Source organism: Paenibacillus sp. RUD330 (genome assembly GCF_002243345.2).
GTDB lineage: Bacteria > Bacillota > Bacilli > Paenibacillales > Paenibacillaceae > Paenibacillus_O.
The window spans coordinates 1,518,305-1,542,458 of the sequence record NZ_CP022655.2 but is presented as its reverse complement, the minus strand read 5'-3'; the positions used below and the strand labels follow the sequence as shown (position 1 = coordinate 1,542,458).

Genomic DNA, 24,154 nt, shown 5'->3' with positions numbered 1-24,154 from the left:
TTAAATGATTTGATCGGACGATGGAGAGGAACGTACTCTCATTCATAAAACCGATGCAAGACTTTGTCCATCCTTCCTCGATGACTGAAATAGGCAGAGCCTTCCGCCGCCTTCCAGCAATAGTAGAGATAACAATATGGGCAACGCAGTTCCGCTTTAGGGAACTGTCTCGAACTTCCTGTTCGAATTAAGCCACGCTAGGAAACGTTTTTGGTTGTCGTCCACGAAGAGTGACATTATATAGTGCGGAATTTTGTTATCGTTGCTCCCGAGCCTGCTCCGCAATAACCATCGATCTGGTCGAGTTGATCGATTCGTACATGATCAAGCCGGAACCGGCGAGCATAATCATAGCCGACAAAGTAATAAAAACTAACCGAACCAAGCTGCATTCCTCCAAGCATCTCTTTTTGCCTTATATCGGGAATTTTAATGATTCCTTCCATATCCAGAACAAAAAACACCCGTCCCAGCATCAGCTGCGGACGGGTGCTTCCCGATTCCGAATCATTCATTTCTTCCTATTATATCCATGCGGGATCAATAATCAACAACAAATTTATCTCGGAAGCTTGTATCTCAGCTCAAGCGCATCGGATTCCCTGGGGTCGGCCATGACAGCTACTTCCCGAACATACCCTCGTTGAACGAGCTTCTGCAGGATGAGCGTAAGGTCCACATGAAGCCCGTTCATGGCAGGGTGGCTCGCTAGCTCCATGATGCTCCAAGGCTCCTCTCTCGTCTCCAGAATATGAAAGATCAGCGAGGAGCAGGATCGCATTTTGCTCATAAGCGAAAACTCGCAGGCGAGAAGCACGAGCTGAATGCGCTGTTCAAGCGTCTCCGGACTCGTCGTAAGCTCCTCATACAGCTTATAAATGCCCGGATGGAACCTTCTCATCTGCCGCCAAACGGAAGGCTCCGGATGAAGTCCGGCTTCGATCAGCTCCATATGGGCATAATGATTCAATGTTTTGATGATATCGTTATGAGCATCGAATTGAAACCCGTCCGAGAGGTTTTGCTTGGCTTGAAGGCATGATTTCAAGAAAGCCTCATACTCCACAAGCAACTTCCGCTTCATGAGCTCATCCGGGAATTGGCTGATGCGCGCCTTGATCTGTTCGAGGAAGCTTTCCTTGTCGAAGACAACGTCTCCTCGCAGCAGCCATTCGATGATCTTGCTGTCGCTCCCGTTGGAAACCCATTGCTCCAAGCCCACGCAGGTTGTCCGGCGGATCATGACACGCTGCCCTTCCATGCGCAAATGTTCGATCGCTGGCCGGCTGCACGCCGAGCTCGTGATGACGAGCAGCAGCAGGTCCAAACCGTCGATCTGCGGATGAAACGGATAGGGATGAGAGACAGACACAAGCCCGATCACTCCTTCTTCAAACTGGAGCATACTCGAAACGTGTTTTTTCATAAGTTCCAAACGGTTATCCCCCATATAGCTTCCACCAGAAGTTTCCGCTATAATATTAGTCTGTAGGTTATGATTCGACAAAAACAGGCGGTTTCCTGCCTTGCTTACAAGAAATCGGGCCGCTATGCCCGAGCCAATGAAAGGGAATGAATTCGAGTGCTACTTAAATCCAGCAAGATCAACGAGTTCCGTCTGTGGGGGCTTGTCCTCATCCTTGTCGGCATGGGGGTTATGATTCTTGGTACGGCGGGCATCGTTTTCTGGGGCCAGACCGGCAAAGTGGTTGCCGCCGTGTTCATGGTTATCGGCATGATCGCCCTGCTCGTCAGCGTCGGCATCTATTTCTGGGCAGGCATGCTCTCGACCAGCGCGGTCATGCTCATCTGTCCGGAATGCGGACGCCAGACCAAGATTCTTGGACGCACCGACCGCTGCATGTACTGCAAGACGATCCTCACACTGGACAAAGATATGGCGACGCACGGTCTGGGCAGCGAAGAGGAGCTTCCTGCAGCTGCAGGCAAGACCGATACAGGACCGTCAGCAGCCGCTCCGCCATCCTCTCAGGCCTGAAATTCCATAAAAGCCCTCGGCGCCGCGACTTCACCTGGAAGTCATGGCGCCGAAGGCTTTTTTTGATCGTGATCAAGCGTCCTTGAATCAAGAGGGATTGCTGAGGCCGTTGTGGATGACAGACCAGACATCATCCGCCTGGAAGGATCGGCTCCATGTGGCAACGCCTGCCAAACCGTATTTGTGGACCAAGGCGATGCGCGCCTCAAGGGAAACCTTGTCTTCGATCCATATCCGGTTCAGGCCTCCCTCTACCGGATACTGAACGTAATTCTGGCCCGTGGACGGATCAAATTCCGGCTTCAGCTTGTTCGTCGCGATCAGCTCTCTGATCTTGTTCATTCCGACAGCCTTGGACGATACTTTCACCGATCCGTCCGAAGCGGTCTTCTCCGTCCAGATCCGCGTGTATAGAGGCATGCTCAAAATCAGCTTGGAGCCTGGAATCTGATCATCTTCCAGCAGCCTCAAAATCGAATTTTCCACCCATGGCAGCGATGCGACCGAACCCGACTCGGGACTGGATGCCCAATGCTCGTCATAGGCCATGAGCATCATGTAGTCGACGCTTTTGATCAATTCGGCCCGATCCAGGAACAAGGACCACATCTCGCTGTTGGACTTCGGCGTCACATCGATGGAAACGACAAGACCCTGCTCATGCAGCATCGGCGTCAGCTCGCGCACGAATTGAACGAGCGCCCCCTTATCGGAAGTCCGTACATTTTCGAAATCGATGTTGATGCCTTGAAGCTGGTACATTTTGGCATAGGCCAAAAGCTGCTGGATCATGGAAAAACGGGTCTCGACGTTGGCCAAGGCTTGAGTCGTCCGTTCCGGATCAAAGCCGTTGCTGAACAGTGCCCACACCTGGATGCCCTTGCTTCTCGCCCATTTGGTATAGTTGGCATCCGCCTTGCTGCGGATTTGTCCGGCCCCGTCCATCAATTCGAACCAGGTGGGGCTGACGACGTTGACCCCTTCCATGGCAGGGAACTTGGCCGGATCGGGAGCCACGTTGTACACCGCTTCCCAAGTCAGATTGATCTTCTTACCGGTCGATTTCCACGCCAGTTCAGGCTGCTGCTCGACAGGCTCTTGGGTCGTCTGCTTGTCCGACAGCTGAAGCTCCGATTTGCGGGCATAACCGCTATATCCGCTTGGCCCTTGAACGGAGTACCAGTCTCCTTCTTCCTTCCAGACCGTGAGCTTGCCCTCCAATGGAACTTTTTCAATAAAAGGGCTATGGATGCTCGGCTCGTTGCGGACAGCCATCTCCTTTTGGCCAGGAACCGCATACTGGATGCTGTCGCCTCCCTTGGCTAGCGTCACGGCTCCAGTCGTCGGCGATAGTTGCGCTTGGACGCCGTAAAGCGTCTTCAGCGGAGTCAAAGGCACATAGACAACTCCCTTTCGGGTTTCCGGAGCGACAGCCAGCTTGAACGGCTTGCTGCCGAGCTTGGCGGTGAGAGTGTCCGTTTTCATCCTCAGCACTTGACTGCCATTGGTTAAAATGATGGATTGCGAATCGGCTTCATAGCGGATCGGAATCTCGCTCCCGAGCATGGAAGTGACGGCTTCGACCGGAAGCTTGATCTCTTCGCCTTCCAGCAGAGCTCCCGCTTCCATGAAGTGGCCTTTATAGAACAGCGGATGCTCTACCGAGAACACCGGCGTCTCCTGCACGTTGCTTGGCATAAGCAGCCGATATCCTGCCCATGCTCCTGCGATGATACCGATACATACACAAAATCCCAGCAAGCGGCGAAATCCTCTTCCCTTGCGCCTGCCCGCAGAGGTCATGCCCCTTCTCATTACCCACACTCCTTGCGTATACAAAGATTAGACGAGTCCGGAACGCAAAAAGTTGACCGATCCTTCTCTATGAGTCTATTAAGAGAGGGCTATGTTCATGCAAATAAAAAAACCGTTTGGAAGCATCGCTTCCAAACGGTTTCAATTCACGGTCGTTTTCGCGCATTGCGTGCATACTCCGTAAATTTCCATTCGATGTCCTTCGACACGGAATCCGGTCTCTCTGGAAGCGGCTTGCTCCACCTCCATGAGAGGGGGATACTCAAAATCGACGATATCTCCGCATACTTTGCATATGGCGTGATAGTGGTCGGACAAGTCGGCATCAAACCGGCTGGAGTCATCCCCATAGGTCAGCTCCCTGACCAAGCCTGCCTCGACGAACAAACGCAGGTTGTTGTAGATCGTAGCGACGCTCATGCTCGGGAAGTCGGGTGACAAAGCTTTATAGATCTCGTCCGCAGTCGGATGAGTCATGGAATTCATCAGAAACCCAAGTATCGCGTGACGCTGCGGGGTCATGCGGACGCCGCTTGCCTTCAGCTGCTCCAGAGCTTGCTCAACGCTGGCTCCCATTCCCGATCACGTCCTTCGTAATTTATAGTTGTATTTACTTTGTAGTAGTTCTATTGTAAGCCTGAATTTTACGTTTTGTCAATGAACAGGCTTCCATCCAACTTTTCTCTTTCGCATGGCCCATGCGGCTTCATCCGGGACCGGGATAAGAGGTAATCCGTATGTCGCTGTTGGCATCGACCCGGATCCGGTACGTACCGAGTCCGATTTGGCCTTTGACCGTCTTTTTCTCGATTTGGAGAGGAAGCTCGGAGCGGATCGTCCCGAAGGTTACCGATCCATCAACCGTATAAGAGCCATCCGCCGGCAACGATAAGAGGATTTCGCCAATGGAGCTGTTGATGTCCCATGTGCCCCCGACGACGGAGCTAGCCAGGCTGATTTCTCCATTCAGCGTATCCGCCTGCACGCTTCCGCTGACTTCACGGACATGGATGAATCCGTTTTTCGTTTCGAGGAGCGCTTCGCCCCGGACATCGTTGATATCCAGATTGCCATTGGCCGTGGAAGCGGTCAGCTTGCCATGAATCGACGAGGCTGTGATCGCTCCTTCCTTGGCCGACAGCGCCGCATCTCCGGTAATTCTCCGAGCTTTAACCTCGCCGTTGCTAGTGCCCGCTTCCAGCGGCCCGGTCAAATCCATCGCTTCGATGGAACCGCTGCGATTGCGTACGACAAACCCTCCAGTTGCGCGGATGCCGCTTAGCTTGACGGAGCCGTTGCCCGCATTGAGCAGGAATTTGACCGTTTGCTCAGGGGGAACTGCGGGAGGAGGAGAGGGACTCGCAGCGTCCCCCTCTGGAGAAGGAGACGGCTCCGTACCAGCGGGAGCATTCTCTCCTGGCAGGTCCGTTGCAGCCGGAAGAGGATCGGGAGAAGGAGATGCTCCCGGAACGGACAGCAGTGTCTCCAGATCGGCTGGAATCGTGATCCGGAGGTTGAAACGCGGCATGCGCGCCCCGTTGGCGCCGTAAGGCATCCCCTTCGTCTCGATGTGAAGCTTTCCTTCCGCAGAAAGGGATACGGCTGATTTTTGCTCCACCAGATCCGCCTCCTGCTTGTTGTCGGAATCGACCCAGAGCGTCGCTTCGACGGTTACTTCCCGGCTGTCCGGATCTGTCGAAGGCACGACCGAAACGTCTCCATTGGGGTTGTCGACCAAGATATCGTTCAGCGGTTCCGCAATTACGGCGGATACCGGCTTCATGCTGTAGCTATAGCCCTTCTCCTCCGAAAGGTTCTCCATCCTCGTGCCCGTCCCGTATTGATCCAGCCATCGGAATGGAAGCCCGCCGTATTGGGTGATCGAGTAGGCTGAACCCGCAAGCAGCAGCGCTGCAAGAAGGGAGCCCGCGCCTGCCGCCAGCCGGCGGCCAGGCTTTTTCCTCTCCAGCAGCTGGTAGACCAGCATTTCGATTCCGGCCAGGACGAACAAGAGAGGCCACCAGTCGGCCAACAGCCCGATGTCATTGCGTCCCGCAACCTGATCCCACAGCAGCAAAACTCCGCATGCGGCCAGCAAAGCGGCGCTGCTGAGCCTGCCGAAGCGGAAAAAGCCCGGCTTGATTCGAAAAGCCATCCATGCGGCGATGATCAGGAGAATGACTCCGGATGCCATATCCCCAAGCCAGTCCAGTCTTGGCTGGACCGCTCTTGTCGGACGGATAAGGAAGAACAGAATGATTCCGCCGGCGACAAGAATCAGGCTATGAGTCGGCGCGAAGCCGGCGGACTCCGGTCGAAGGCCCGCTTCGTCTTCAGACAGGCGTGTGCGGCTGGCAATCTGCAGGGCATCGAACACGCTGACGAAATAAAGCGCCGGCAGCGCCATTCCCAAATAAACGAGCAAAAGGGCGCGGCTGCCGCTCGTCGCATCGGAAAATCGGACGAGCGCCGCCAGATCCAGCAGCACCGCAAGCAATAGGACCAGGCCGCGTCCATAGCGGCCGATATAGAGATGGCCCCCGCCGGGGAGCAAAAAAGCAAGCAGCCCGGCCAGCCAGCGGCGTTTCGGTTGGGATTGGGTATTGTTCATTCCGCACTCACGGCATGCACACCATCCAGCGATTTGATTTCTTCAAGCAATTTGATCATATTGCAGGATCGGGGAAAATTGACATACAGCAGCAGCATCACCCTCGGCCCTTCCATTTCACGGTCGCCGTGCTCCTGCAGCGACATCTTGCGCATGACGATGCCTTGCTGCTGGAGAAGGGCGCTGATCGCCTGAAGAAGGGCGTTCGTTTCGTCAGCCAGAATCTGCAGGTGATGTTCTTTTTTCCCGTTGCTGAATTTGCGTTCGACTTTATTAAGGACGATGAGGACGATCAGGACGATCACCGTGACGGCCACGGCCGGGAACAGAAACCCGGCTCCGACCGCAAGTCCGATGGCGGACACGACCCATAGAGTAGCGGCCGTCGTAAGGCCGGTAATGGATTTCCCGGTAAATAAAATGGTGCCCGCTCCCAGAAAACCTATGCCCGTAATGACTTGAGCTGCCAGACGCGCCGGGTCGAGACGGACATTCGTCTCGTTGATGAAGGCTGAAAATCCATATGCCGACAAAAGCATCAGCAGACAGGAGCCGAGGCAAACTAATATATTGGTTCGGAGTCCCGCCGCATGATTCGACTGCTCCCGCTCGAAGCCGACAAGCCCGCCGAGCAGAACAGCCATCAGCAGCCGGAGCATCATCTCCCATTCGCTGATATACCACGGGCTGCTCGCAGCCAAGGATGCGCTCATGATGCCATCCCTTCCTTTCTCTTCGTTGCTGCGCATCTTTTCAGGCTATTGTACCTTACTGTATGCGTCGACATGAAGCATTCTTCGCTTCATCATACTTTAACACGGATGCAGGGTTCCGTAACGGTCAAAACGAGCGGGAGCGATAAACCTCGTCCTCCCATCGCAGATTGAAAAAAGCCGCTCCCGATAGGGAACGGCTTTGAAATCAACGGTTGAGATAGTCGGTCAAAAGCTTGTTGACGAGTCCCGGGTTCGCTTTGCCGCGGGATTCCTTCATCACTTGGCCGACAAGGAAACCGATCGCTTTCTCCTTGCCCGCCCGGTAGTCCTCCACCGACTGCGGGTTCGCTGCGACGACCTTTCCGACAATGCCTTGAATGGCTCCTTCGTCGCTGATCTGGACAAGTCCCTGCTCTTCCACGATCTGCTGCGGAAGCTTGCCGCTCTCGAGCATTTCCTTGAATACCGTCTTGGCGATCTTGCCGCTGATCGTCCCTTTCTCGAGGAGGCCGATCATTTCTCCCAAGCCTTGGCCCGTGATCGCGGCGCCGTCGATCTCCTTGCCCGTCTGATTCAAATAAGCGAGCAGATCGCCCATGATCCAGTTGGACACGGATTTGGCATCGTTCGTATACGCCAGGCTCTCCTCAAAGAAATCAGCCAGCTTCTTGGATGAGGTAATGACGCCGGCATCGTAAGCAGGCAGGCCGTACTGAGAGGTGTAGCGGACCTGCCGCGCATCCGGAAGCTCGGGAATGGAAGCGCGGACGCGCTCCTTCCACTCGCTGTCGATAAGCAGCCGAACCAGGTCGGGATCGGGGAAATACCGGTAGTCATGCGACTCTTCCTTGCCGCGCATGGAGAAGGTTTTGCCCTGGGAATCGTCCCAGCGGCGCGTTTCCTGAACGACGGCGCCGCCGCCGTCCAGAATATCGGCCTGCCGCATCTGCTCGTACTCGAGGCCGCGCTGCACGCCCCGGAAGGAGTTCATGTTCTTGAGCTCGGCTCGGGTTCCGAGCTTCTCCTGTCCCCAAGGGCGCAGACTGATGTTGGCGTCGCAGCGCAGGCTGCCTTCCTCCATCTTCACGTCGGACACATCGCAGTACTGCATGATGGCGCGCAGCTTTTCCAAATAGGCCTTCGCTTCCTCCGGGGTACGGAGATCCGGCTCGGATACGATCTCCACGAGCGGAGTGCCGACGCGGTTGAAGTCCACGAGGGAAGCGAAGCCGCCTTCGACGTGCGTCAGCTTGCCGGCGTCCTCCTCCAGATGGAGGCGGGTAATGCCGATCCGCTTCGTCTCGCCGTTCACTTCAATGTCGATCCAGCCGTTCTCGCCGATCGGCTGGTCGAATTGGGAAATCTGATATGCCTTCGGGGAATCGGGATAGAAATAGTTTTTACGGTCGAACTTGCTGATGTCGGCAACGGTGCAGTTGAGCGCCATGGCTGCCTTCATCGCGTACTCGACCGCCTGCCGGTTCAGCACCGGCAAGACGCCGGGATGGCCGAGGCAGATCGGGCATGTATGGGTATTCGGCGGCGCGCCGAACGATGTCGAGCAGCCGCAGAAAATTTTGCTGGCGGTATGCAGCTCCACATGCACTTCAAGCCCGATCACCGTTTCGTACGAATTGTATTCCGTCATGGATAACGTTCCTCCTGCTTGCAAGATACGGGCGCTTACAGCTGCGGGCGCGCCTTGTGGTGGTCGGTATGCTGCTCGAAGGCATGGGCGGCGCGAAGCACGGTCGCTTCGTCGAACGCCTTGCCGATCAGCTGCAAGCCGACAGGCAGACCGTCGGCGAAGCCGCACGGCACGCTGATGGCCGGCACGCCGGCCAGGCTGACCGGGATGGTGACGATGTCGTTGAGATACATCGTCAGCGGATCGCCGATCTGCTCGCCGATGCGGAACGCAGGCGTCGGAGCCGTCGGTCCGAGCAGCAGGTCGAAGTTCTCGAACGCCTGGTCGAAGTCGCGCTTGATCAAGGTGCGGACCTTTTGCGCCTTCAGGTAGTAAGCGTCGTAGTAGCCGGAGCTGAGCGCATACGTACCGAGCATGATGCGACGTTTCACCTCGTCGCCGAAGCCTTGGCTGCGGGACTTGCGGTACAGGTCGATGAGATTGTCCGGATTGTCGGCGCGCACGCCGTACCGGACGCCGTCGAACCGGGCCAGGTTGGAAGAAGCTTCGGAGGAGGCGAGCAGGTAGTAGGTCGCGACCGCATACTCCGTATGGGGCAGCGATACTTCTTCCCATGTCGCTCCGAGATTCTCGTACACTTTGAGCGCGGCCATGACGGATTCCTTGACTTTAGGGTCGATGCCTTGACCCATATATTCCTTCGGAACGCCGATGCGGAGCCCTTTGACATCTCCTGACAAAGCGCTGACGTAATCCGGAATGGAAACGTTCGCGGAGGTCGAATCCATGCCGTCATGTCCCGCAATCGCTTGCAGCACATAGGCGGAATCCTCGACGTTTTTGGTCAGCGGTCCGATCGCATCCAGCGAGGAAGCGAAGGCGACGAGACCGAAGCGGGAAACGAGGCCGTAGGTCGGCTTCAAGCCGACGACGCCGCAATAGGATGCCGGCTGGCGGATGGAGCCGCCGGTGTCGGACCCTAGAGCGAAATATACTTGGCCGGCTGCGACCGAGGCTGCCGAGCCGCCGCTGGAGCCTCCCGGGACATAGTCCGTATTCCAAGGATTGCGGACGGGGTGGAAGCTGGAGTTCTCATTGGATCCGCCCATTGCGAACTCGTCCATGTTCAGCTTGCCGATCGTAACCGCTCCGGCATCGCGCAGCTTGGAAGCCGCGGTCGAGTCGTAGATCGGATCGTAATTGCTCAGGAACTGGCTGGCGCAAGTCGTGCGAAGCCCCTTCGTGACAATGTTGTCCTTGATGCCTGCGGGGAGCGCGTGCAGCAGCCCCTTCTCCGCTCCTGCATCGCGGTCCAGCCCTGCAGCCCTGGCACGCGCGGATTCCTCGTTCAGCGTCAGGAAGGCTCCTATCTTGCCGTCCGTCTCCGCGATGCGCTTGAAGGAAGCATCCGTCAGCTCGGCAGCCGACAGCTTGCCGGCGGCGAGCTCGTTATGTACATCCTGAAGTCTCTTGTCAAATAAAGCCAAGCGTTGTTCCTCCTTTCAGCTAGGGATCCTATTCCAGCACGGCAGGCACTTTGAACTGCCCGTCCTCTTCATCCGGCGCGTTCAGCAAAGCGGTCTCGTTGGACACCGATTCGCGCACCCGATCTTCCCGCATGACGTTCGTCACCGGCAATACATGGCTCGTAGGCTCCACATCCGTCGTATCCAGCTCTCCGAGCTTATCAGCATAAGCCAGTATGGCGCTGAGCTGCTGGGCGAACTGCTCCTTCTCCGAGTCCGTGAACTCCAGCCGGGCCAGTCCCGCCACATGCTCCACATCCCGAATCGTTATATTCATCGCGCTGTTCCCCCTTGCCTGTTCGTCATTCCTTGTATTATACCTTGAGTTCGACAACATTCTCAATGAGCTGCATAGGCAAAAAAAGAAGGCTTCCGCCAAGTTGGCGGCGCCTTCTGCGCTACTTGCTTGCTGTGCCGGAATATCAAGTCCACGCAGAGAGATCGACCTTGGAGCCCGGCTCGACGACCTGGCCCTTCAGGCCGAGCCCTCTCAGGCTCTCGACGAAAGCGCCGGCATCCTGACGGATCGGCGGAAACGTATCGTAGTGGATCGGCACGACATGCTCCGCTCCATACCATTCGGCCGCCTGCAAGGCATCCTCCGGTCCCATCGTGTAATGACCACCGATTGGAATGAAGGCGATATCCGGCTTGCTGCGCTTGCCGATCAGAGCCATGTCCGAGAACAGGCAAGTATCGCCGGCGTGCAAAATCCGCTTGCCGTCCACCTCAATGACAAATCCGGCCGGCATGCCTCCGTATACGATTCTCTGCTCGTCATCCAGCACGATGCCCGAGCTGTGGAAGGCCGGAATCATCGTCGCCTTGGCGAACCCAAGGTCGACCGTTCCTCCCATGTTCATATCGATCGTCTCGGCTCCTTGCCAGGACATATAGGCAGCCAGCTCGGGAATAGCGACGATCGGAGCTCCGTTCGCCTTGGAAATGCCGGCGGCGTCCAGGATATGATCCTGATGAGCATGAGTAAGGAGAATGTAATCCGTGCGGATATCGGACGGATTGCTCTTGGACAGCGGATTGCCGCTTATGAATGGATCGACCAGCAAAGATTTCCCGTTATCCGCCGTAATTTGAATGCAAGATTGGCCGTGAAAAACGATTTCCATCCTCATCATCCTCCTCTATGGACTAGAATCCGCGCCGCTTCTTAAATCCAGGCCTTCAGATTGACTTGCCGGATAAAGTCGTCTCGGCTCTGCAGCTCTTTGGATCCGGGCTCTTCGGCAGGCTCTTCGGCTGCGTCGCCATTCATGATCCGGTTGAACAACTCTTCGTTGCGGGTCGCCAAGGCATAATCGATCAGAGCCTCCCGCTCCACGCGGTCAGCCTCCAGACGAAGCAGGATTTCCTCCAGCTCCACGTCATCTCCCGGAACGAGAAAATTGCGGTTTTCCGCTGGTATGCGGATGACATAATCAAATACATTGTCCGCATTGCGGTCGTAAGCAATAATATATCCATACTCCCCGAGAGGAAGATTCTGCTCATATTGATCAGCGATGATAACGACCTTGTCTCCGAGCTTCAGCATTGTCACTCGCCCCCCCGCTCTTAGCCGCAAGCCCATTGAAATAGACAGAAATGATAGGCTCGCGGACAGCTCTTTTAAAAAGTTTACTAGAAGTAGCGGGGTAAGTGCAAACGGATATGTTGAAGAGCTGGTAGATGAAGAGAATAAACCGAGCTGTAGGTAAGAAAATCAATAGCCCTGACACGGATTTTCCTGCCCGGCGGCAACCCTCTGCTGCGGTTCCTGAATTGGAGCTAAATGCTGCGGTCTTGATCAGGCTATGTGTCTCGGTTCCTGATTACGAGCTAAGTGCTTCGGCCCTGATCAAGCTATGCACTGCTGCGGTCCCGGTTAGGCTATGTGCTGTGGTTCCTGATTACGAGCTATGGCTCGAATAGACGGCATTCATCGGCCCGGTCAGTTCGGCGGTTCCTTTCACATGCCAGACGATCGGCTCCATCATGGAAAACAACCGGGGGTAGGAGACGGCTATGATCATGACGACGGCGGGCCGATCGAGCGTCACTTCGTAATCGTATCGGGAATTGCGGTACGTGAAAGGAAACGGCTGGCCGGCGTTGATGACCGCCCAGTCCTCCAGCACGACGCGCTGGCGCAGCCTGGAGCCGGGAAGCGGATGGCCAGAAGCATCCAGCAGAAGATTGAGCCGCAAGTATTCCATCGCCGTTGCGTACGCCGCCTCTTCATTGATCGTGAACCGGCCTTCGGCCAAATCCTCCTTGTTCAACTGCTGGGCGGCCGCATGGACGGCTCTGCTGACGGAATGCTTGCTCTCGAACAAGGTGCGGATCGATCTTTCCTCATCGATCTGCAGCGCATGGGCCGAAGCCCAGACGGTCAGCATGAGCAATATAAGCAGCAATTTGGACATGATTTTCCCCTTGCATGGTCAGAATCGGCATTACGGCACGTATTCGCTCATTTTAATGCCCGATGCGGCCATCCTCTCCTCTGGATCAGGCACTGCGATCCCTATCAGGCTGTCGATCTGGAACAGCCTTTCGTAGGGATAGCTGATCGTAAGAATCAGCCCCGTTCCTCTCAGCAAAGGTCTGGCCGAGGAAGTCGCGACGCCTCCATCCGAAGCCGATATGTCATACCGGATCTGATCCCGACTCATCCCAGCCTGCTCCAGCCTGCTGCGGGAGGCCTCGACCATGGCATCGTCGATATAACCGCGGCTTCCGCTCGCCCCCGTCTCGAGAAGATAATCCACTTCCTTCTGCAGGAGAGCTTCCCTGACGATGAAGACATGCTTGTAAATCGGCGAAAACATCATCCAGCAAAGCATTGCCGCAAACAGGACGAACACCAGAATCTGCTTCATGGATCGGTGCTCCGGATTTCTTCCGCCATCCGGCTGCCCATGGAGGCCAATCGGCCTTTTGATCCTTCCGCTCCGTCCACGACGGATAGATAAATGGCGATCACCGTTACCAATAAAAGCATCGATACGAGCAGTTCCTTCATGGATCCTCCTTGCTTTCAGCCAGTCGATTGGAGACTTGGGAGATTAAGGAAGCAGGCTGCCGATCTGGCCGTTCGCAGCCGTACCGTGATTCTGAATCCGCACCCGCGTGCCGGTGCCGTTATCTGCGATTATAGAGTTGAACAGCAGCATGACGACAACCAGCATCATGACCGTGACTAAAATATTGCGCATCATCTCACCTCCTTGAATAGCGGTTGCCTTTAGCTTTGCTTGAGCTGTCAGGTTGGATGAGCTGAATCAGATGCCTCGTCAGCTCCGAGACCTTGTGTCAGTTGAGCGAATTGAACAGGGCTTGGCTCTCCCTGACCCACGGATAGATAAACACCTGGAAGGTATAAAGAATCGGAATGCCCGCGAGCACGAACAGCAGGTACGAGCTTGACTCCTTGCGGCTTTCCTTCAAAAGCTCCAGCTTGTCCTTGTAATCGCGGATACGTTCCCTTAAAAGGACGTAATAAGCCTCGTGATCATGCACCCTCAGCGATTCGATCGTCTCGGCGAAGCTCATTCCCTCCTCCGTCCCGATCCGATGCTTGAACTGGCGGATGGATTCTTCGGCATCGTGGTACCATTCGCCGAGCAGCCGCTGAAGGTCGCTTCGAAGGGCTCGTGTGTAGGGCACGCATCTCATGAGTTTGGCGTGGATATGCAGGCTGGAGCCCTGCAGGTACAGCAGTTGTACGCTGATGGCATGCACTTCCTGGATGATACGTCTCGATCTGGCTTTCTTCCAGGCGCCGAGAATGGATTTGTCGGCATAGGCGCACATAAATACCGCCGCGGACACCGCCATGATTGCGGCTTGAATGGGACGCGCCGCTCCTATCGCGAGCCATGCTCCACATCCTGTCGCCACGAGCATGCAAGCCAGCATCGAAATCCTCCGCACAAGCAGATAAAGCCCAGGATCGTATTCCAGACCGCATCCGGCCAGCAGCGCCGCCCTTGCTTGATAATAGAGGCTATCCTTGGAAAGCTTCCAGAATGCAAGCCGTTCCTCCGTCACCCGAACATGCTTCCAAGGACGTTCGGGAAGATGGAGCCAGCGCCTGCGCCTTGCCGGAAGCAGCTTCCCTAAGAAAAAGAACGAAACCGCGACAAGTGCGAACTGTCCCAAAGCAGATGCATAGAATATGGCAGCGGCCCAGCCTTCCATCATGATCATAAACACCCGTGTCCTTTACATTTTTTTGCGTGAGAGCCAAAGACCCATCAAGAAAGACATGAATATTAGCAGCAGCGCATTCAGCAGCATGTCCCTGCCTGCGGCGTCCTGCAGATAGTACCGGTAGGAATTGTCTGCGTTGTACCGGATATTGATCCCCATGAAGACGGCAAGAAAGAGGATCGGCGTAAAATTCGCGATTCGGATCTCCAGAAGCTTATGGCGCTCCTGTTCTGCAATCCGCCTCGACTTGCGCATGTCTCCCACCAGCTCCCGCAGATTTTCGGATACCGGATTGCCTTCAATGAGGGCGATTCGGAGAATTTCGACCAGATAATCGCCCCACCTATGACCGAGCGACGAAGCGAAGATCCGTAGGCTGGCTTCGTCATCTCCTCGGACGGACAGATTGCGGTACAGCTGCTCGAAAACGGGCTGCATCGGTCCAAGAAGCCGCTGTTCCTCGACAACCCGCTGCAATGCCCTGCGGATCTGCCGTTCTCCCGTAATCATATAGCATTGGTAAAAGAGCTCCATCGCCGGAAGGAAGTCCATTCTCGCCTGCATCTGGCGATGCAGCAGCAGGCTTCTAAGGAATACATAAGGGACCAGCCCCCCCATGGCTCCGGAAAGCAGACTTCCCTTCAAGCTTAAAAACAGAAGCGCCCCGCCCGTTGATCCGGCAGCCAAAAGAAAGAAGGATAGAAGCAAAAAGCCTTCGGGCTTGATTCTAGACTGCACCGATTCAAGCAAGAGGGAAATATGACCGTACATTCGCTCCTGCTTGGCCAGCAAGGAAGCAAACCTTGCCTTGAAGCTGCGGTCGCGGCGGTAATCGAGTCTGACAGCCGAATAATAGGCTCTTTCCCCGTGACGAAGCATCGCCATCACAAGGATGAAGAAGCATAATCCAAGTAGCAGGGAGGCCGCTGCGGCAAGAATCCCTCCGTTCATATCTGCAGCGCCTTCATCGGAATCTCCGTCCGATATTCGCCGGTTTCAGCCTCGGTGACCGCAAATCCGGCAGAAGGCACCGTAAATCCCGCTTCGGCAAAGCGCCTGCAATCGTCCGGATCAGGAGCAGCAGCCATCCGCCATCTGCCTGATCCGCGTGCATAGACGGCCCAGTCGAGCACGCTCACCTGTCCCCGATTCCAACGGATCCGGCCAATTCTTACGATTCTCCGCTTGCCGTCCACCACTTGCATCTCGATTCCGACCTGGGTCACATAACCTGCGATCCGCTTGGAAAGCCGGTCCGGATTCATGGCTCTGCCATCCAGCATGCACATGTCGCAGATCGTATCCGGTATGTCTTCAAGACGGTTCGCATGAACGGTCGTCATGCTGCCCGAGTGCCCCCGGGTGCATGCTCTGACGTAGATGTTCGCATCCTCATCCCGAATCTCGGCATGGATGATCCGATCGGGAGATTGCCTGAGCGCCAGCTTGAAGGCTTGTCCGGAACGATGGAGCGGATCATCCTCGTCCATTTCATATTCCACCGCGTTCTTAGTTGGAAAATCGCGGCTCAGCATCATCTCCAGCCGGCTTTCCAGCGTGACGAGACGCTCGTCGTCGGGCAGCTCGGCGATGAGAGCCTTGAGCAGATGGGTTTTGCCGGATCCCGTCGGTCCGATGATGACCAGATTGTACCGGCACTCAAGCGCGGCTCTCAGCATGGCCGCCATGGCGGCGTTCATCGTGCCGCATTCGGGAGAAATCAGCTCTTCCAGGCGAAAAGCCCTTGAAGCGTAGAAACGAAGCGTAAGGGTCGGCTGCGACGTGAATCCGAATCCCGTCATCGTAACGCGAGTGCCGTCCCGCAGCATGACCTCGGCCCATCTTTTGCGGGGATTGATGCGGTCGTTATTGTAGAGAACAAGATTTTGCTGGATCCGCTCCACCTCCTTCAAGGACTGGAAACGGCAGGGAGACCGCGAGACCCGGCCTTCCCGCATCACATAAATTCTTGTTCCTACGACCTGGATTTCTTCCAAGCCGGTCCGCTCCTGAAGGACAAGCTCCAGCGCTCCCAGCCCGATGACTTCTGCGAACAGCGCCTCCGCCAAGGAAGGATACCCGCCAGCCGTTCCGGGCAGCTCGTGAATGCGCAGCCTCAGCAGCCTGTCCGTAATGAGAGCCAGAATCTCCTTGCGCTCTCCCGAATACCCGAGAACGGCCCGATTCAGCTTCTCGCCGTATTCACGCCGCTCTTCCTCCGTCAAGCCGCGCGGCGAAGCCAGATAAGCCCTCATGTCATCCGCCGCTTTGGCAAAGTCGGACGGCTTCCGAGCCTGATCCTCGTCGGCTGCATCTTCTTTCATCATCATCCGGACGACCGGAACGCCGGCTTGTTTCGGCAAGCTTTCGTTCGAGTCTTCGTTTTTGAGCTTCGCGGAATAGGCGGAGGGAGAGAATTTCTTCTCTCCGCTCATACCCCCAGCTCTCCGCGATGGGCGCGCAGCCGGCGATACCAGGGCTGCGATTCCACAGCCGCCCGTTGCCTCAGGCCGTGCCGTTTCACAAGCGTCTCTGCAGGACCGCTCATGACCTGGGCTCCGGCAGCATCCTTCTTGAGCCAATGCCCGTATCGGCCATGGTCAAGGGAATCATAAAAGGCTTCGTTCGTTTGAAAATTCCCGATTAACGGCAGTCCTGTCTCTTTTCCGATTTCCTTCATCTTGTATCCTCCTGTTCTCCATGGAGAGTGAATGGGAAGCAGCTCATATACGCTTGGATCGACTCCAAACAAAGGGGAAACCTGGCGAATCCAACGGCTGCAGTCCTCCTGGAAATGCGAGAGCGCTCCGGTCGTGCACAAGATCCGGGAATCGGCGCGCCGAGCGGCGCTGATCGTCGCGGCATTGTCCCAATAGCAGCCGGCATCCGCCACGACCGCCGAAAAGGTCAGCGCAGCTGTCTCCAGCAAATGCTCCGCTTCCTCCGGCGTGAAATATTCGGCCTGGTCCCTGAGCAGATTGCCGAAGAGAGCATGCATGCCAGGCTCATCCGGGGAGGACCAGCAAGCCCGCCTCAGCATCCGTGGCGTCAAGGAGCGGGATTTCAGCTCGGGACGGATCGCATCCAGCGTATGAGCAGGAGCATCGCTGCCAAGGTAACGATGGAGCTTGGCGCTCTTCAAGTTCAGGCAAAGGAAGCCGACCTCCCCGCCGGTCTGCTCCGCGATTCGGCAGGCCGCCGCATAAGCCGCCGCCGTCGTCCCGATGTTGGGCGTCGTCCCGATAAACGCGATCAGCGGTGCCGTCATGGCCTGCCTCCCAGTGCGGCGGCCGCCACAGCGTTGAGCGAGTCGGGGCTGTAGGCAACGACGAGCTTGCTCTCTCCCGATTTGCAGAGCGAATCGATCCGCAGCCATTGCTCTTCCGTTAGATTCAGGTTGATGTCCTCGATCCTTCCGTTCGCATCCCGGCGGGAAGCATACATCTTCTCGCGGTCGCCGGCGGCAAGCGACAGCAGATTGGGATTGTCCATGTCGTCGATCTCCTGGTTTCCTCCGGTCTTCACCGAAGCGACGATGACGGGTTCCGGGAACAGCCTTTCCGACAGTTCTGCCGCTCCCGAGACATACAGCTGTACCCGATCGCCGGCGCGGATGCCGTTGGATACCGAAAGCACGTAGCTTCGGGGGAGCTGGAAGGTGGATTCGTTCTTGGCCGGCATCAGCCGGTATCCGTCCATCTTCCAGCTTCGAAGCGGCTCGTCTTCCCCAAGGGGGACGACAGCCTCCTTTCCTGCCGCCAAATCCATATCCGTCATCATGTCGGAATTGAACGCCTGCTCCGGAATCGCCATATAACGGAGATCATCCGCAGCTATCCTCTCTCCGGCTGCGATGAAGCGCTTGGGAGCGACGATCTGCACCGACTGCTGCCTCTCCAGCATTTTCGATTGGACTTGATAAAGGCCGTATACAAGTACGGCGGATAGCGCAGCTGCCAGAAAAGCGGTGGATTTCTGATTTCGTTTGAACATGTCGCTCCCTTCTCTGCCCCGGAAAAACAAAAAACGCAAGCAGGAACCGGAAATCCGGTTCAACTGCTTGCGTTCTTCGCGAGCAAAACGATGCCATGCATCGTATACGGTTATGTTTGAGTCTATAGTATCAACAGAATAAATACCTGTCCAGCATTTTTTTCCATATTGGCCTCATCAGACAGAATCGCCAGGCAGAAAATGGCGGAACCGATTATCTGCCGGCTTAGAAGTCGATCAGACCGACGCTGATCTGCAGCGCGTCGTCGACATGTCTCATCATCTCGTCGTCGAGATGCGTGATCTTGTCCGTAAGGCGCTGCTTGTCGATCGTGCGGATCTGCTCGAGCAGGATGACCGAATCGCGATCGAAGCCATGAGCCTTGGCGTCGATCTCAACATGGGTAGGAAGCTTCGCCTTCTGGATCTGGGCCGTAATGGCCGCTACGATGACCGTCGGGCTGAAGCGGTTGCCGATATCGTTCTGAAGGACAAGCACCGGGCGCACGCCGCCTTGCTCGGAGCCTACGACGGGAGATAAGTCTGCAAAGAATACGTCGCCGCGTTTGACGATCAAGAGCTACACCCCGCTGACGAGGCGGCCCAGCGCACGGTCTGCGTCTTCCTCCGCGTGGAAAGCTTCCGAGGCCATGTTCAAGTTGATCTTAGCCATTTCCAGATAACCGCGCTGCATCAATTCACGGATCTGACGTTTTTTGCGCTCCACCAGGTAAAGTTTCATCGCCTGCCGGATGAACTCGCTGCGGTTGGAGTTCTCTTTGGCGACGATTCCGTCCACTTCTTCAAGGAGCTGGTCCGGGATACTGATCATGATTCGTTTGGTATTCTGCAGATTGGCCACCAACTCGCACCTCCAAAACTTGTCAAAGCCTATTACCATTATGTCTCCGTTGGTATCGAGCTATACTCAACCATACCTATGAAAGGGCACTTTTCGTTAGAACGGCAAGATCCTTCAATAGTCGTTAAAAGGCTATTCGCCGCATAGCGACGCGATTCCTGCTTGACTTCTTCAAAAAATGACAAGAAGCCTCACATCCCTCCGCCGAGAAGCGGATTCGACACTTCGACGACTGCGCCGCCGCGCGCATAAATTCGCGGCACTCGCGCAGCCAGCATGCAAGTAAGCTCATAATTGATCGTGCCGAGCTTGCCGGCCACTTCCTCGGCCGAAATCGTCTCCTCGCCTTGGGAGCCGATGAGCACGACTTCCTCGCCCGGGCGCACCGCCGAACTATCCGCCTCGTCCGCGGCTGCAAGCGCGATCATGCACTGATCCATGCAGATCGTGCCGACGACCGGCACTCTGCGGCCTCGCAGCAGCACTTCGGCCTTGCCGGTGAGCATCCGGCTGAAGCCGTCTGCATACCCGACCGGCAGCGTGCCGATGCGGGTATCGGCGGCGGAAACGAAGCGGGTGCCGTAGCTCACTCCCCAGCCAGGGGGCACTGTCTTCACATGCACGACTTCGGTCTTCAGGGACATGACCGGCCGCAAGCCGATTCTTCCGACCTCCACTTCATCCGAAGGATAGAGGCCGTACATGCCGATGCCGAGTCGGAGCATGTCGCCGCCGAGCTCCGGCGTATCCATGCCTGCCGCCGTATTCGCGCTGTGCAGGATCGGAATCGGAAGGCTGCGGCTGCGCACGTAATGCATGATCCCGGCGAACCGCTCGTATTGCAGGAGCGTGTAGCTCTTGTCGGCCTCATCCGCCTTGGCGAAGTGGGTGAACACTCCGTCGACCTGAAGCTGCGGAATCGAGAGCGCCTTCTCGATGAACCGTTCGGCAGCTCCGCTGCCGTCGGCGAGCGTCCCGAGCCTGCCCATTCCGGTATCCACTTTGATATGAACCTTAAGCCTGCGCCCTTCATCCTCGGGCAGCGATGCCGCCGCTTCCAGAACATCCTCCCGGAATAAGGCGATGGATACATCATGCCGGCGCGCCGCCGGCAGTCCCTCCGGCGGAACGTATCCCAGCACGAGAATCGGCGCCGCAATGCCCGCTCTGCGGATCGAGAGAGCTTCGTCAAGAAAAGCCACACCCAGATAGTCGATTCCGCGAGCCTCGGCTTCGCGGGCGACCTGGATGAGGCCGTGTCCATAGGCATTCGCCTTGACGGATGCCATCATCTTCATTCGCGCCGGCAGCGTGGAGCGGAAGGCTGCGATGTTGTGAGCCAGGGCATCCAGGGAAATATGAGCTGCGGTCGGCCGATAAAATGCCGCTTCATCCATCGTATTTCAGTCCTTTTCTTTTGAACCCAGTGCCTCTAATGTTAAACGCTGACCCCGGGACTGTCAATGAAACGGGGCCGGTTCGGCACTGGCACCTGTTGCCAATTCCGCATCGGCAAGTAGGGAAAAGAGGCGCCGCCCAATGCCCGCGAACGCCTCTTGCATGCTTGTTTATTTGCCCATTTCATCCACGACAGACTGGGCTACCGCAATCATCTGGTCCTGCGGAAGATCGCCGCTGGTCAAGCGGAATTCCTTGCCTCCATAGGTCCAGGTGAGCGTCGTCTGTTCGCCTTCGTTGAGCTGGGCCCACGTATAGCCGAGGTCCACCATCCGTCCGGTGCCCATGGCCACCGCCGTGTCTTCAGGCTGGGTTTCGATCAGCGTGTAATTGTAGGTGCCCGAATAACGCTGGATGTAGCCAGGCTCTCCGCCGAATACGATCTCGCTGGAATCCTTCAGCGCGATGCCGTCGCCGCCCAGATAGGATGGCTCCATCGGCACGAAGCTCGTCGGATCGGCTGCGGCATCCTGCTGTCCGTCCTCCTCCTGCGCTCCGGATGGATCCGCCGAGCCTGCGCCCTGCTGACCATCGCCGGCAGAGGCCGCTCCGCCTTTGCCTGCGTCGCCGTCCTTGCCGGCCGGGTCGGCGGCCTTGCCGTCCGTCGCATCCGACTCCGGAACGGCAGTGGTAGGCTGGGAGCCAGCCGCAGGGGAGGACTGGAGGTTCGTCTTCGTGTCGAATACGCTTTTGTCGAGCTTTTCATTGAATTTGAAGGAATCGAACTTCACGTCGACCAGCACGGAAGCATTCGAATCGCTTACTTCGACCTGCTTCGGCGCATAATCCGATTTATTCAGCCAGATTTTCTGCCGGGCCAGGGAAGCATTCTGATAATTAGCCATCACATCGAACACATAGCTGTCCTTTTCGGAAGCGAACTGGCGCGAGTTGTCGAGCAGGATGCTCTTCACCAGCGTCTGGTACAGATAGACTTGACCTTGGTCTTCCGGCCAGTTGCTTTGGAAGCGGAATACCTTGTTCAGGCTCGGGGTCAGGACGAACACGCCCTCGTCGTTGCGCAGCACGATCTGCGTCAGGTCTTTCTTCTCGTTGGTAAGCGCGATCCGGTAATAGTTGGGCTTCTGGAACTTCACGTCCACCTTGTACTCCAGCGGCTGCGTGGCGGTATGAAGCGTCATCGTCCCCGTTCCTTGGTAAGTCTCGGTCTTGTCCTGCAGCTTGCCCAGCTCCTTCACCACGGAGCCGGCGTCCTTGCTGCCGCATCCGGCCAGCACCAGCGTAAAGCAGGCAATCAAAGCCGCGATCCATGTGATGCGACGCATGTAATCATCCCCTCTGCACATTGGTTTTCCTAAGCTGATAACATGTCTATGAGGGGTCTTGGCCAATTATGCGGACGGGTTTCTGCTTGGCCGAGTTTTTTGTCTGAAGCCAGCCCGCAGAAAGCCGATGATTCAGCCCATTCCAGCTGAGCGGGGTTTTGCCGAGCGGGGGCGTTCAACGCCGTCGTGCCATGCAAATTCGCTTTAATGAAAGAATAGATTTCAATCCCCCTAGCCGAACCGGATTTTCCTCAAGCCTGCCCATGCGATAATTCGCTCCGAGAATCGAGATCCAGAGCAATCGATGCTGCAGAACTCCAGAGCTCCGTCTTCGCTGCCGCCGCGCTTTCGATCGGCAGCGCGACTTGCGGCCCATTGATTTCCTGATCAATTCCCCTTCCCCTACGGCAACTGGAAATAAAAAGATGATTTTCCCCTATTGGCCATAAAATAATCCCCCATGCCCATAGGAATATCCCCCTCCTTTAGAACCAATCTTGCCTTGGCGGGGTGCTGGAAACCTTCTAGACTTTAGTTAAGCAGATCAACGATCTGTACGAAAAGACTTAGCTAAACTAAGGGGGATCATCGTCTATGAAGAAGAAGTCCCAAGCTCTGTGCGCCCTTTCCGTGGCGACTGTGCTGCTCCTGTCGGCATGCGGCAGCAACGGCAACAACTCCGGGAATACCGGCGGAGACGCAAGTCCGGCACCAAGCCCGGCGACAAGCACCGCGCCGAGCCCGGAGGCGTCCAAGGCTCCGGAAGCCAAAGACGTCACGCTCCGCGTATTCTCCACCTTCGCCGGAACGGACGCGGCCAAGCCTGCTTTCCAGAAAGCGCTTGACGATTTCTCCGCCAAATTCCCGAACATCAAAATCACGAACGATGCGATGTCCGCGAACGACGACAGCTTCCGCACGAAGGTCAACACCGACATGTCCAGCGGCAACGAGCCGGACCTGCTCTTCTACTTCGTAGGAGCCGACGCCAAAGGCTTCGTCGATGCCGGCAAAGTCGTTCCGCTGAACGCTCTGCTCGACGAGGATGCAGAATGGAAAGCAGGCTTCAACCCTGCGGCACTCGACGCCGTCAAGCAGCCGGACGGCAACATCTATGCCGCTCCGCTGACGGGCTACTACGAAGGCCTGTACGTCAACAAGGACATCTTCAAGAAATACAACCTGGAGCTTCCTACCGACTGGGACAAGTTCACGACGGCCATCAAGACGCTGAACGAGAACAAGGTCATCCCGCTCGCCGCTCCATTCGATCAATCCCATTATCTGATCGAGCACTTCGTCCTCGGCGCCGCCGGCGGCGCAGGCCACAACTCGGGCATCCTCGATGCCGTCAATCCGGACTGGGAGCTCGGCCTCTCCAAGCTGAACGAGATCGGCAAGCTCGGCGCCTTCCCTAAAGACGCCGCCACGATCGACCTGAACATGGCTGCGAAATACTATTCCCAAGGCAAGGCAGCCATGGTCATCGAAGGCTCGTGGGCGCAGGGCGGCTTCTCCGACGAAGTCAAAGCGGCTTCGACCGTGCTTCCTTTCCCGGCCATTCCAGGCGGCAAAGGCGACGGAAAGTCCATCATCGGCGGCTTCGGCTCCGGCTTCTACCTGTCGAAGAGCACGTACGACAACGCGGACAAGAAGGACGCTGCCGTCCAGCTGCTCAAGTTCCTGACGTCGCCGGATACGATCAAAGCGATCGCTCAAGCCAACTCCGGTACTCCAGCCGCTGCCAACGTGCAAGTGGAAGGCCTGCCTCAGCTCGCTCTGGACGGCTTCAAGATGGCCAGCGAAGCTCCGACGATCAACGCTCCGATCGACACGCAGGTCGCTCCGGAAACGTTCACGACGATCCGCCAGCATGTCCAAGGCATCGTGTCCGGCAAAGATACGGCGAAAGCAGCCCTCGAAGCCGCTCAGAAGATCGAAGTCGCGAACAAGAAGTAAGCAAGGCGTCCATATCCAGGCGATAGCCAACCCGACTCGCCGCCCGCTTGCTAGAAGGGCGGCGAGTTT

26 protein-coding genes are annotated in these 24,154 nt (G+C 56.6%); 2 read left to right on the top strand and 24 right to left on the bottom strand.

The genetic code is table 11. The annotated features are described in order from the left end of the window. Positions 1-236: 236 nt before the first annotated feature. Together CIC07_RS06735 and CIC07_RS06730 are read right to left on the bottom strand one after the other, a co-directional pair. Complete coding sequence (locus CIC07_RS06735; RefSeq protein ID WP_076359495.1) at positions 237-515, bottom strand: hypothetical protein; 279 nt, start codon at positions 513-515, stop codon at positions 237-239. 44 nt (positions 516-559) lie between these two features. Next, on the bottom strand, positions 560-1,372 hold the full coding sequence (locus CIC07_RS06730) for a nucleotidyltransferase-like protein (RefSeq protein WP_234993096.1): 813 nt from the start codon (positions 1,370-1,372) through the stop codon (positions 560-562). 210 nt (positions 1,373-1,582) lie between these two features. Here CIC07_RS06730 and CIC07_RS06725 point away from each other — a divergent pair, with 210 nt between their 5' ends. Beyond that, positions 1,583-1,999: a YgzB family protein gene (locus tag CIC07_RS06725; RefSeq protein WP_076359493.1), complete on the top strand. Its 417-nt coding sequence runs from the start codon at positions 1,583-1,585 to the stop codon at positions 1,997-1,999. An 87-nt stretch (positions 2,000-2,086) separates the two neighbouring features. Here CIC07_RS06725 and CIC07_RS06720 read toward each other — a convergent pair whose 3' ends face one another. The 22 genes from CIC07_RS06720 to CIC07_RS06615 all read right to left on the bottom strand — a co-directional run bounded on the left by CIC07_RS06720 (position 2,087) and on the right by CIC07_RS06615 (position 22,126). Then, a complete protein-coding gene (locus CIC07_RS06720; protein WP_234993095.1) occupies positions 2,087-3,697 on the bottom strand; it encodes a glycosyl hydrolase family 18 protein in 1,611 nt (536 codons plus the stop codon). A gap of 258 nt (positions 3,698-3,955) precedes the next feature. Beyond that, the gene (perR, locus tag CIC07_RS06715; RefSeq protein WP_021877254.1) at positions 3,956-4,390 is read right to left on the bottom strand and encodes a peroxide-responsive transcriptional repressor PerR; all 435 of its coding nucleotides are present in this window, start codon (positions 4,388-4,390) and stop codon (positions 3,956-3,958) included. Positions 4,391-4,520: 130 nt separating this feature from the next. Continuing rightward, positions 4,521-6,425, bottom strand: coding sequence for a DUF4097 family beta strand repeat-containing protein (locus tag CIC07_RS06710; protein WP_076359492.1), 1,905 nt, complete (start codon positions 6,423-6,425; stop codon positions 4,521-4,523). Next, entirely contained in the window at positions 6,422-7,138 is a 717-nt protein-coding gene (locus tag CIC07_RS06705; RefSeq protein WP_076359491.1) for an MgtC/SapB family protein, read from the bottom strand. The genes CIC07_RS06710 and CIC07_RS06705 overlap by 4 nt, the downstream gene beginning before the upstream one ends. A gap of 208 nt (positions 7,139-7,346) precedes the next feature. Continuing rightward, positions 7,347-8,789: an Asp-tRNA(Asn)/Glu-tRNA(Gln) amidotransferase subunit GatB gene (gene gatB, locus CIC07_RS06700; protein WP_076359490.1), complete on the bottom strand. Its 1,443-nt coding sequence runs from the start codon at positions 8,787-8,789 to the stop codon at positions 7,347-7,349. Positions 8,790-8,824: 35 nt separating this feature from the next. Further along, positions 8,825-10,276 (bottom strand): Asp-tRNA(Asn)/Glu-tRNA(Gln) amidotransferase subunit GatA, encoded by a 1,452-nt coding sequence (gene gatA, locus CIC07_RS06695; protein WP_076359489.1) that lies wholly within the window; start codon positions 10,274-10,276, stop codon positions 8,825-8,827. 28 nt (positions 10,277-10,304) lie between these two features. Then, complete coding sequence (gene gatC, locus CIC07_RS06690) at positions 10,305-10,592, bottom strand: Asp-tRNA(Asn)/Glu-tRNA(Gln) amidotransferase subunit GatC (protein WP_076359488.1); 288 nt, start codon at positions 10,590-10,592, stop codon at positions 10,305-10,307. A 145-nt stretch (positions 10,593-10,737) separates the two neighbouring features. Then, positions 10,738-11,442 (bottom strand): metal-dependent hydrolase, encoded by a 705-nt coding sequence (locus CIC07_RS06685; protein WP_076359487.1) that lies wholly within the window; start codon positions 11,440-11,442, stop codon positions 10,738-10,740. A 41-nt stretch (positions 11,443-11,483) separates the two neighbouring features. After that, a complete protein-coding gene (locus CIC07_RS06680) occupies positions 11,484-11,867 on the bottom strand; it encodes an ATPase (RefSeq protein ID WP_076359486.1) in 384 nt (127 codons plus the stop codon). 355 nt (positions 11,868-12,222) lie between these two features. Then, positions 12,223-12,738, bottom strand: coding sequence for a hypothetical protein (locus CIC07_RS06675; protein WP_076359485.1), 516 nt, complete (start codon positions 12,736-12,738; stop codon positions 12,223-12,225). Positions 12,739-12,768: 30 nt separating this feature from the next. Beyond that, a complete protein-coding gene (locus tag CIC07_RS06670; protein ID WP_076359484.1) occupies positions 12,769-13,194 on the bottom strand; it encodes a hypothetical protein in 426 nt (141 codons plus the stop codon). Then, positions 13,191-13,337, bottom strand: a complete 147-nt coding sequence (locus CIC07_RS06665) for a hypothetical protein (protein ID WP_157742034.1) — start codon at positions 13,335-13,337, stop codon at positions 13,191-13,193. Before CIC07_RS06665 ends, CIC07_RS06670 begins: the two co-directional genes overlap by 4 nt. Positions 13,338-13,380: 43 nt before the next feature. After that, a complete protein-coding gene (locus tag CIC07_RS06660; RefSeq protein WP_157742032.1) occupies positions 13,381-13,533 on the bottom strand; it encodes a hypothetical protein in 153 nt (50 codons plus the stop codon). Between the two features lie 94 nt (positions 13,534-13,627). Continuing rightward, positions 13,628-14,365, bottom strand: a complete 738-nt coding sequence (locus tag CIC07_RS06655; protein WP_139334462.1) for a hypothetical protein — start codon at positions 14,363-14,365, stop codon at positions 13,628-13,630. 174 nt (positions 14,366-14,539) lie between these two features. Beyond that, positions 14,540-15,478, bottom strand: a complete 939-nt coding sequence (locus CIC07_RS06650; RefSeq protein WP_076359483.1) for a type II secretion system F family protein — start codon at positions 15,476-15,478, stop codon at positions 14,540-14,542. Next, positions 15,475-16,962 (bottom strand): ATPase, T2SS/T4P/T4SS family, encoded by a 1,488-nt coding sequence (locus tag CIC07_RS06645; RefSeq protein ID WP_083688689.1) that lies wholly within the window; start codon positions 16,960-16,962, stop codon positions 15,475-15,477. The genes CIC07_RS06650 and CIC07_RS06645 overlap by 4 nt, the downstream gene beginning before the upstream one ends. Continuing rightward, positions 16,959-17,795 (bottom strand): P-loop NTPase family protein, encoded by an 837-nt coding sequence (locus tag CIC07_RS06640; protein ID WP_076359482.1) that lies wholly within the window; start codon positions 17,793-17,795, stop codon positions 16,959-16,961. Before CIC07_RS06640 ends, CIC07_RS06645 begins: the two co-directional genes overlap by 4 nt. After that, a complete protein-coding gene (locus tag CIC07_RS06635) occupies positions 17,792-18,520 on the bottom strand; it encodes an SAF domain-containing protein (protein ID WP_076359481.1) in 729 nt (242 codons plus the stop codon). The genes CIC07_RS06640 and CIC07_RS06635 overlap by 4 nt, the downstream gene beginning before the upstream one ends. Positions 18,521-18,746: 226 nt before the next feature. Beyond that, a complete protein-coding gene (locus tag CIC07_RS06630; protein ID WP_021877237.1) occupies positions 18,747-19,097 on the bottom strand; it encodes a type II toxin-antitoxin system PemK/MazF family toxin in 351 nt (116 codons plus the stop codon). Between the two features lie 3 nt (positions 19,098-19,100). Then, on the bottom strand, positions 19,101-19,382 hold the full coding sequence (locus CIC07_RS06625; RefSeq protein WP_048745833.1) for a CopG family ribbon-helix-helix protein: 282 nt from the start codon (positions 19,380-19,382) through the stop codon (positions 19,101-19,103). 191 nt (positions 19,383-19,573) lie between these two features. Next, a complete protein-coding gene (gene alr, locus CIC07_RS06620; RefSeq protein ID WP_076359480.1) occupies positions 19,574-20,779 on the bottom strand; it encodes an alanine racemase in 1,206 nt (401 codons plus the stop codon). A 171-nt stretch (positions 20,780-20,950) separates the two neighbouring features. Then, positions 20,951-22,126, bottom strand: coding sequence for a LolA family protein (locus CIC07_RS06615; protein ID WP_076359479.1), 1,176 nt, complete (start codon positions 22,124-22,126; stop codon positions 20,951-20,953). 594 nt (positions 22,127-22,720) lie between these two features. On the opposite strand from CIC07_RS06615, the gene CIC07_RS06610 reads away from it, so the two are divergent. Then, positions 22,721-24,085, top strand: a complete 1,365-nt coding sequence (locus CIC07_RS06610; RefSeq protein WP_094248360.1) for an ABC transporter substrate-binding protein — start codon at positions 22,721-22,723, stop codon at positions 24,083-24,085. Positions 24,086-24,154: the final 69 nt, after the last annotated feature.

What these genes read in the sequence shown, in the direction of transcription:
- CIC07_RS06735 (WP_076359495.1), bottom strand. Translation starts at nt 515, where the DNA reads ATGAATGATTCGGAATCGGGAAGCACCCGTCCGCAGCTGATGCTGGGA.
- CIC07_RS06720 (WP_234993095.1), bottom strand. Translation starts at nt 3,697, where the DNA reads ATGCCAAGCAACGTGCAGGAGACGCCGGTGTTCTCGGTAGAGCATCCG.
- perR (WP_021877254.1), bottom strand. Translation starts at nt 4,390, where the DNA reads ATGGGAGCCAGCGTTGAGCAAGCTCTGGAGCAGCTGAAGGCAAGCGGC.
- CIC07_RS06710 (WP_076359492.1), bottom strand. Translation starts at nt 6,425, where the DNA reads ATGAACAATACCCAATCCCAACCGAAACGCCGCTGGCTGGCCGGGCTG.
- CIC07_RS06705 (WP_076359491.1), bottom strand. Translation starts at nt 7,138, where the DNA reads ATGAGCGCATCCTTGGCTGCGAGCAGCCCGTGGTATATCAGCGAATGG.
- gatB (WP_076359490.1), bottom strand. Translation starts at nt 8,789, where the DNA reads ATGACGGAATACAATTCGTACGAAACGGTGATCGGGCTTGAAGTGCAT.
- gatC (WP_076359488.1), bottom strand. Translation starts at nt 10,592, where the DNA reads ATGAATATAACGATTCGGGATGTGGAGCATGTGGCGGGACTGGCCCGG.
- CIC07_RS06685 (WP_076359487.1), bottom strand. Translation starts at nt 11,442, where the DNA reads ATGGAAATCGTTTTTCACGGCCAATCTTGCATTCAAATTACGGCGGAT.
- CIC07_RS06680 (WP_076359486.1), bottom strand. Translation starts at nt 11,867, where the DNA reads ATGCTGAAGCTCGGAGACAAGGTCGTTATCATCGCTGATCAATATGAG.
- CIC07_RS06675 (WP_076359485.1), bottom strand. Translation starts at nt 12,738, where the DNA reads ATGTCCAAATTGCTGCTTATATTGCTCATGCTGACCGTCTGGGCTTCG.
- CIC07_RS06670 (WP_076359484.1), bottom strand. Translation starts at nt 13,194, where the DNA reads ATGAAGCAGATTCTGGTGTTCGTCCTGTTTGCGGCAATGCTTTGCTGG.
- CIC07_RS06665 (WP_157742034.1), bottom strand. Translation starts at nt 13,337, where the DNA reads ATGAAGGAACTGCTCGTATCGATGCTTTTATTGGTAACGGTGATCGCC.
- CIC07_RS06660 (WP_157742032.1), bottom strand. Translation starts at nt 13,533, where the DNA reads ATGATGCGCAATATTTTAGTCACGGTCATGATGCTGGTTGTCGTCATG.
- CIC07_RS06650 (WP_076359483.1), bottom strand. Translation starts at nt 15,478, where the DNA reads ATGAACGGAGGGATTCTTGCCGCAGCGGCCTCCCTGCTACTTGGATTA.
- CIC07_RS06645 (WP_083688689.1), bottom strand. Translation starts at nt 16,962, where the DNA reads ATGAGCGGAGAGAAGAAATTCTCTCCCTCCGCCTATTCCGCGAAGCTC.
- CIC07_RS06640 (WP_076359482.1), bottom strand. Translation starts at nt 17,795, where the DNA reads ATGACGGCACCGCTGATCGCGTTTATCGGGACGACGCCCAACATCGGG.
- CIC07_RS06635 (WP_076359481.1), bottom strand. Translation starts at nt 18,520, where the DNA reads ATGTTCAAACGAAATCAGAAATCCACCGCTTTTCTGGCAGCTGCGCTA.
- alr (WP_076359480.1), bottom strand. Translation starts at nt 20,779, where the DNA reads ATGGATGAAGCGGCATTTTATCGGCCGACCGCAGCTCATATTTCCCTG.
- CIC07_RS06615 (WP_076359479.1), bottom strand. Translation starts at nt 22,126, where the DNA reads ATGCGTCGCATCACATGGATCGCGGCTTTGATTGCCTGCTTTACGCTG.
- CIC07_RS06610 (WP_094248360.1), top strand. Translation starts at nt 22,721, where the DNA reads ATGAAGAAGAAGTCCCAAGCTCTGTGCGCCCTTTCCGTGGCGACTGTG.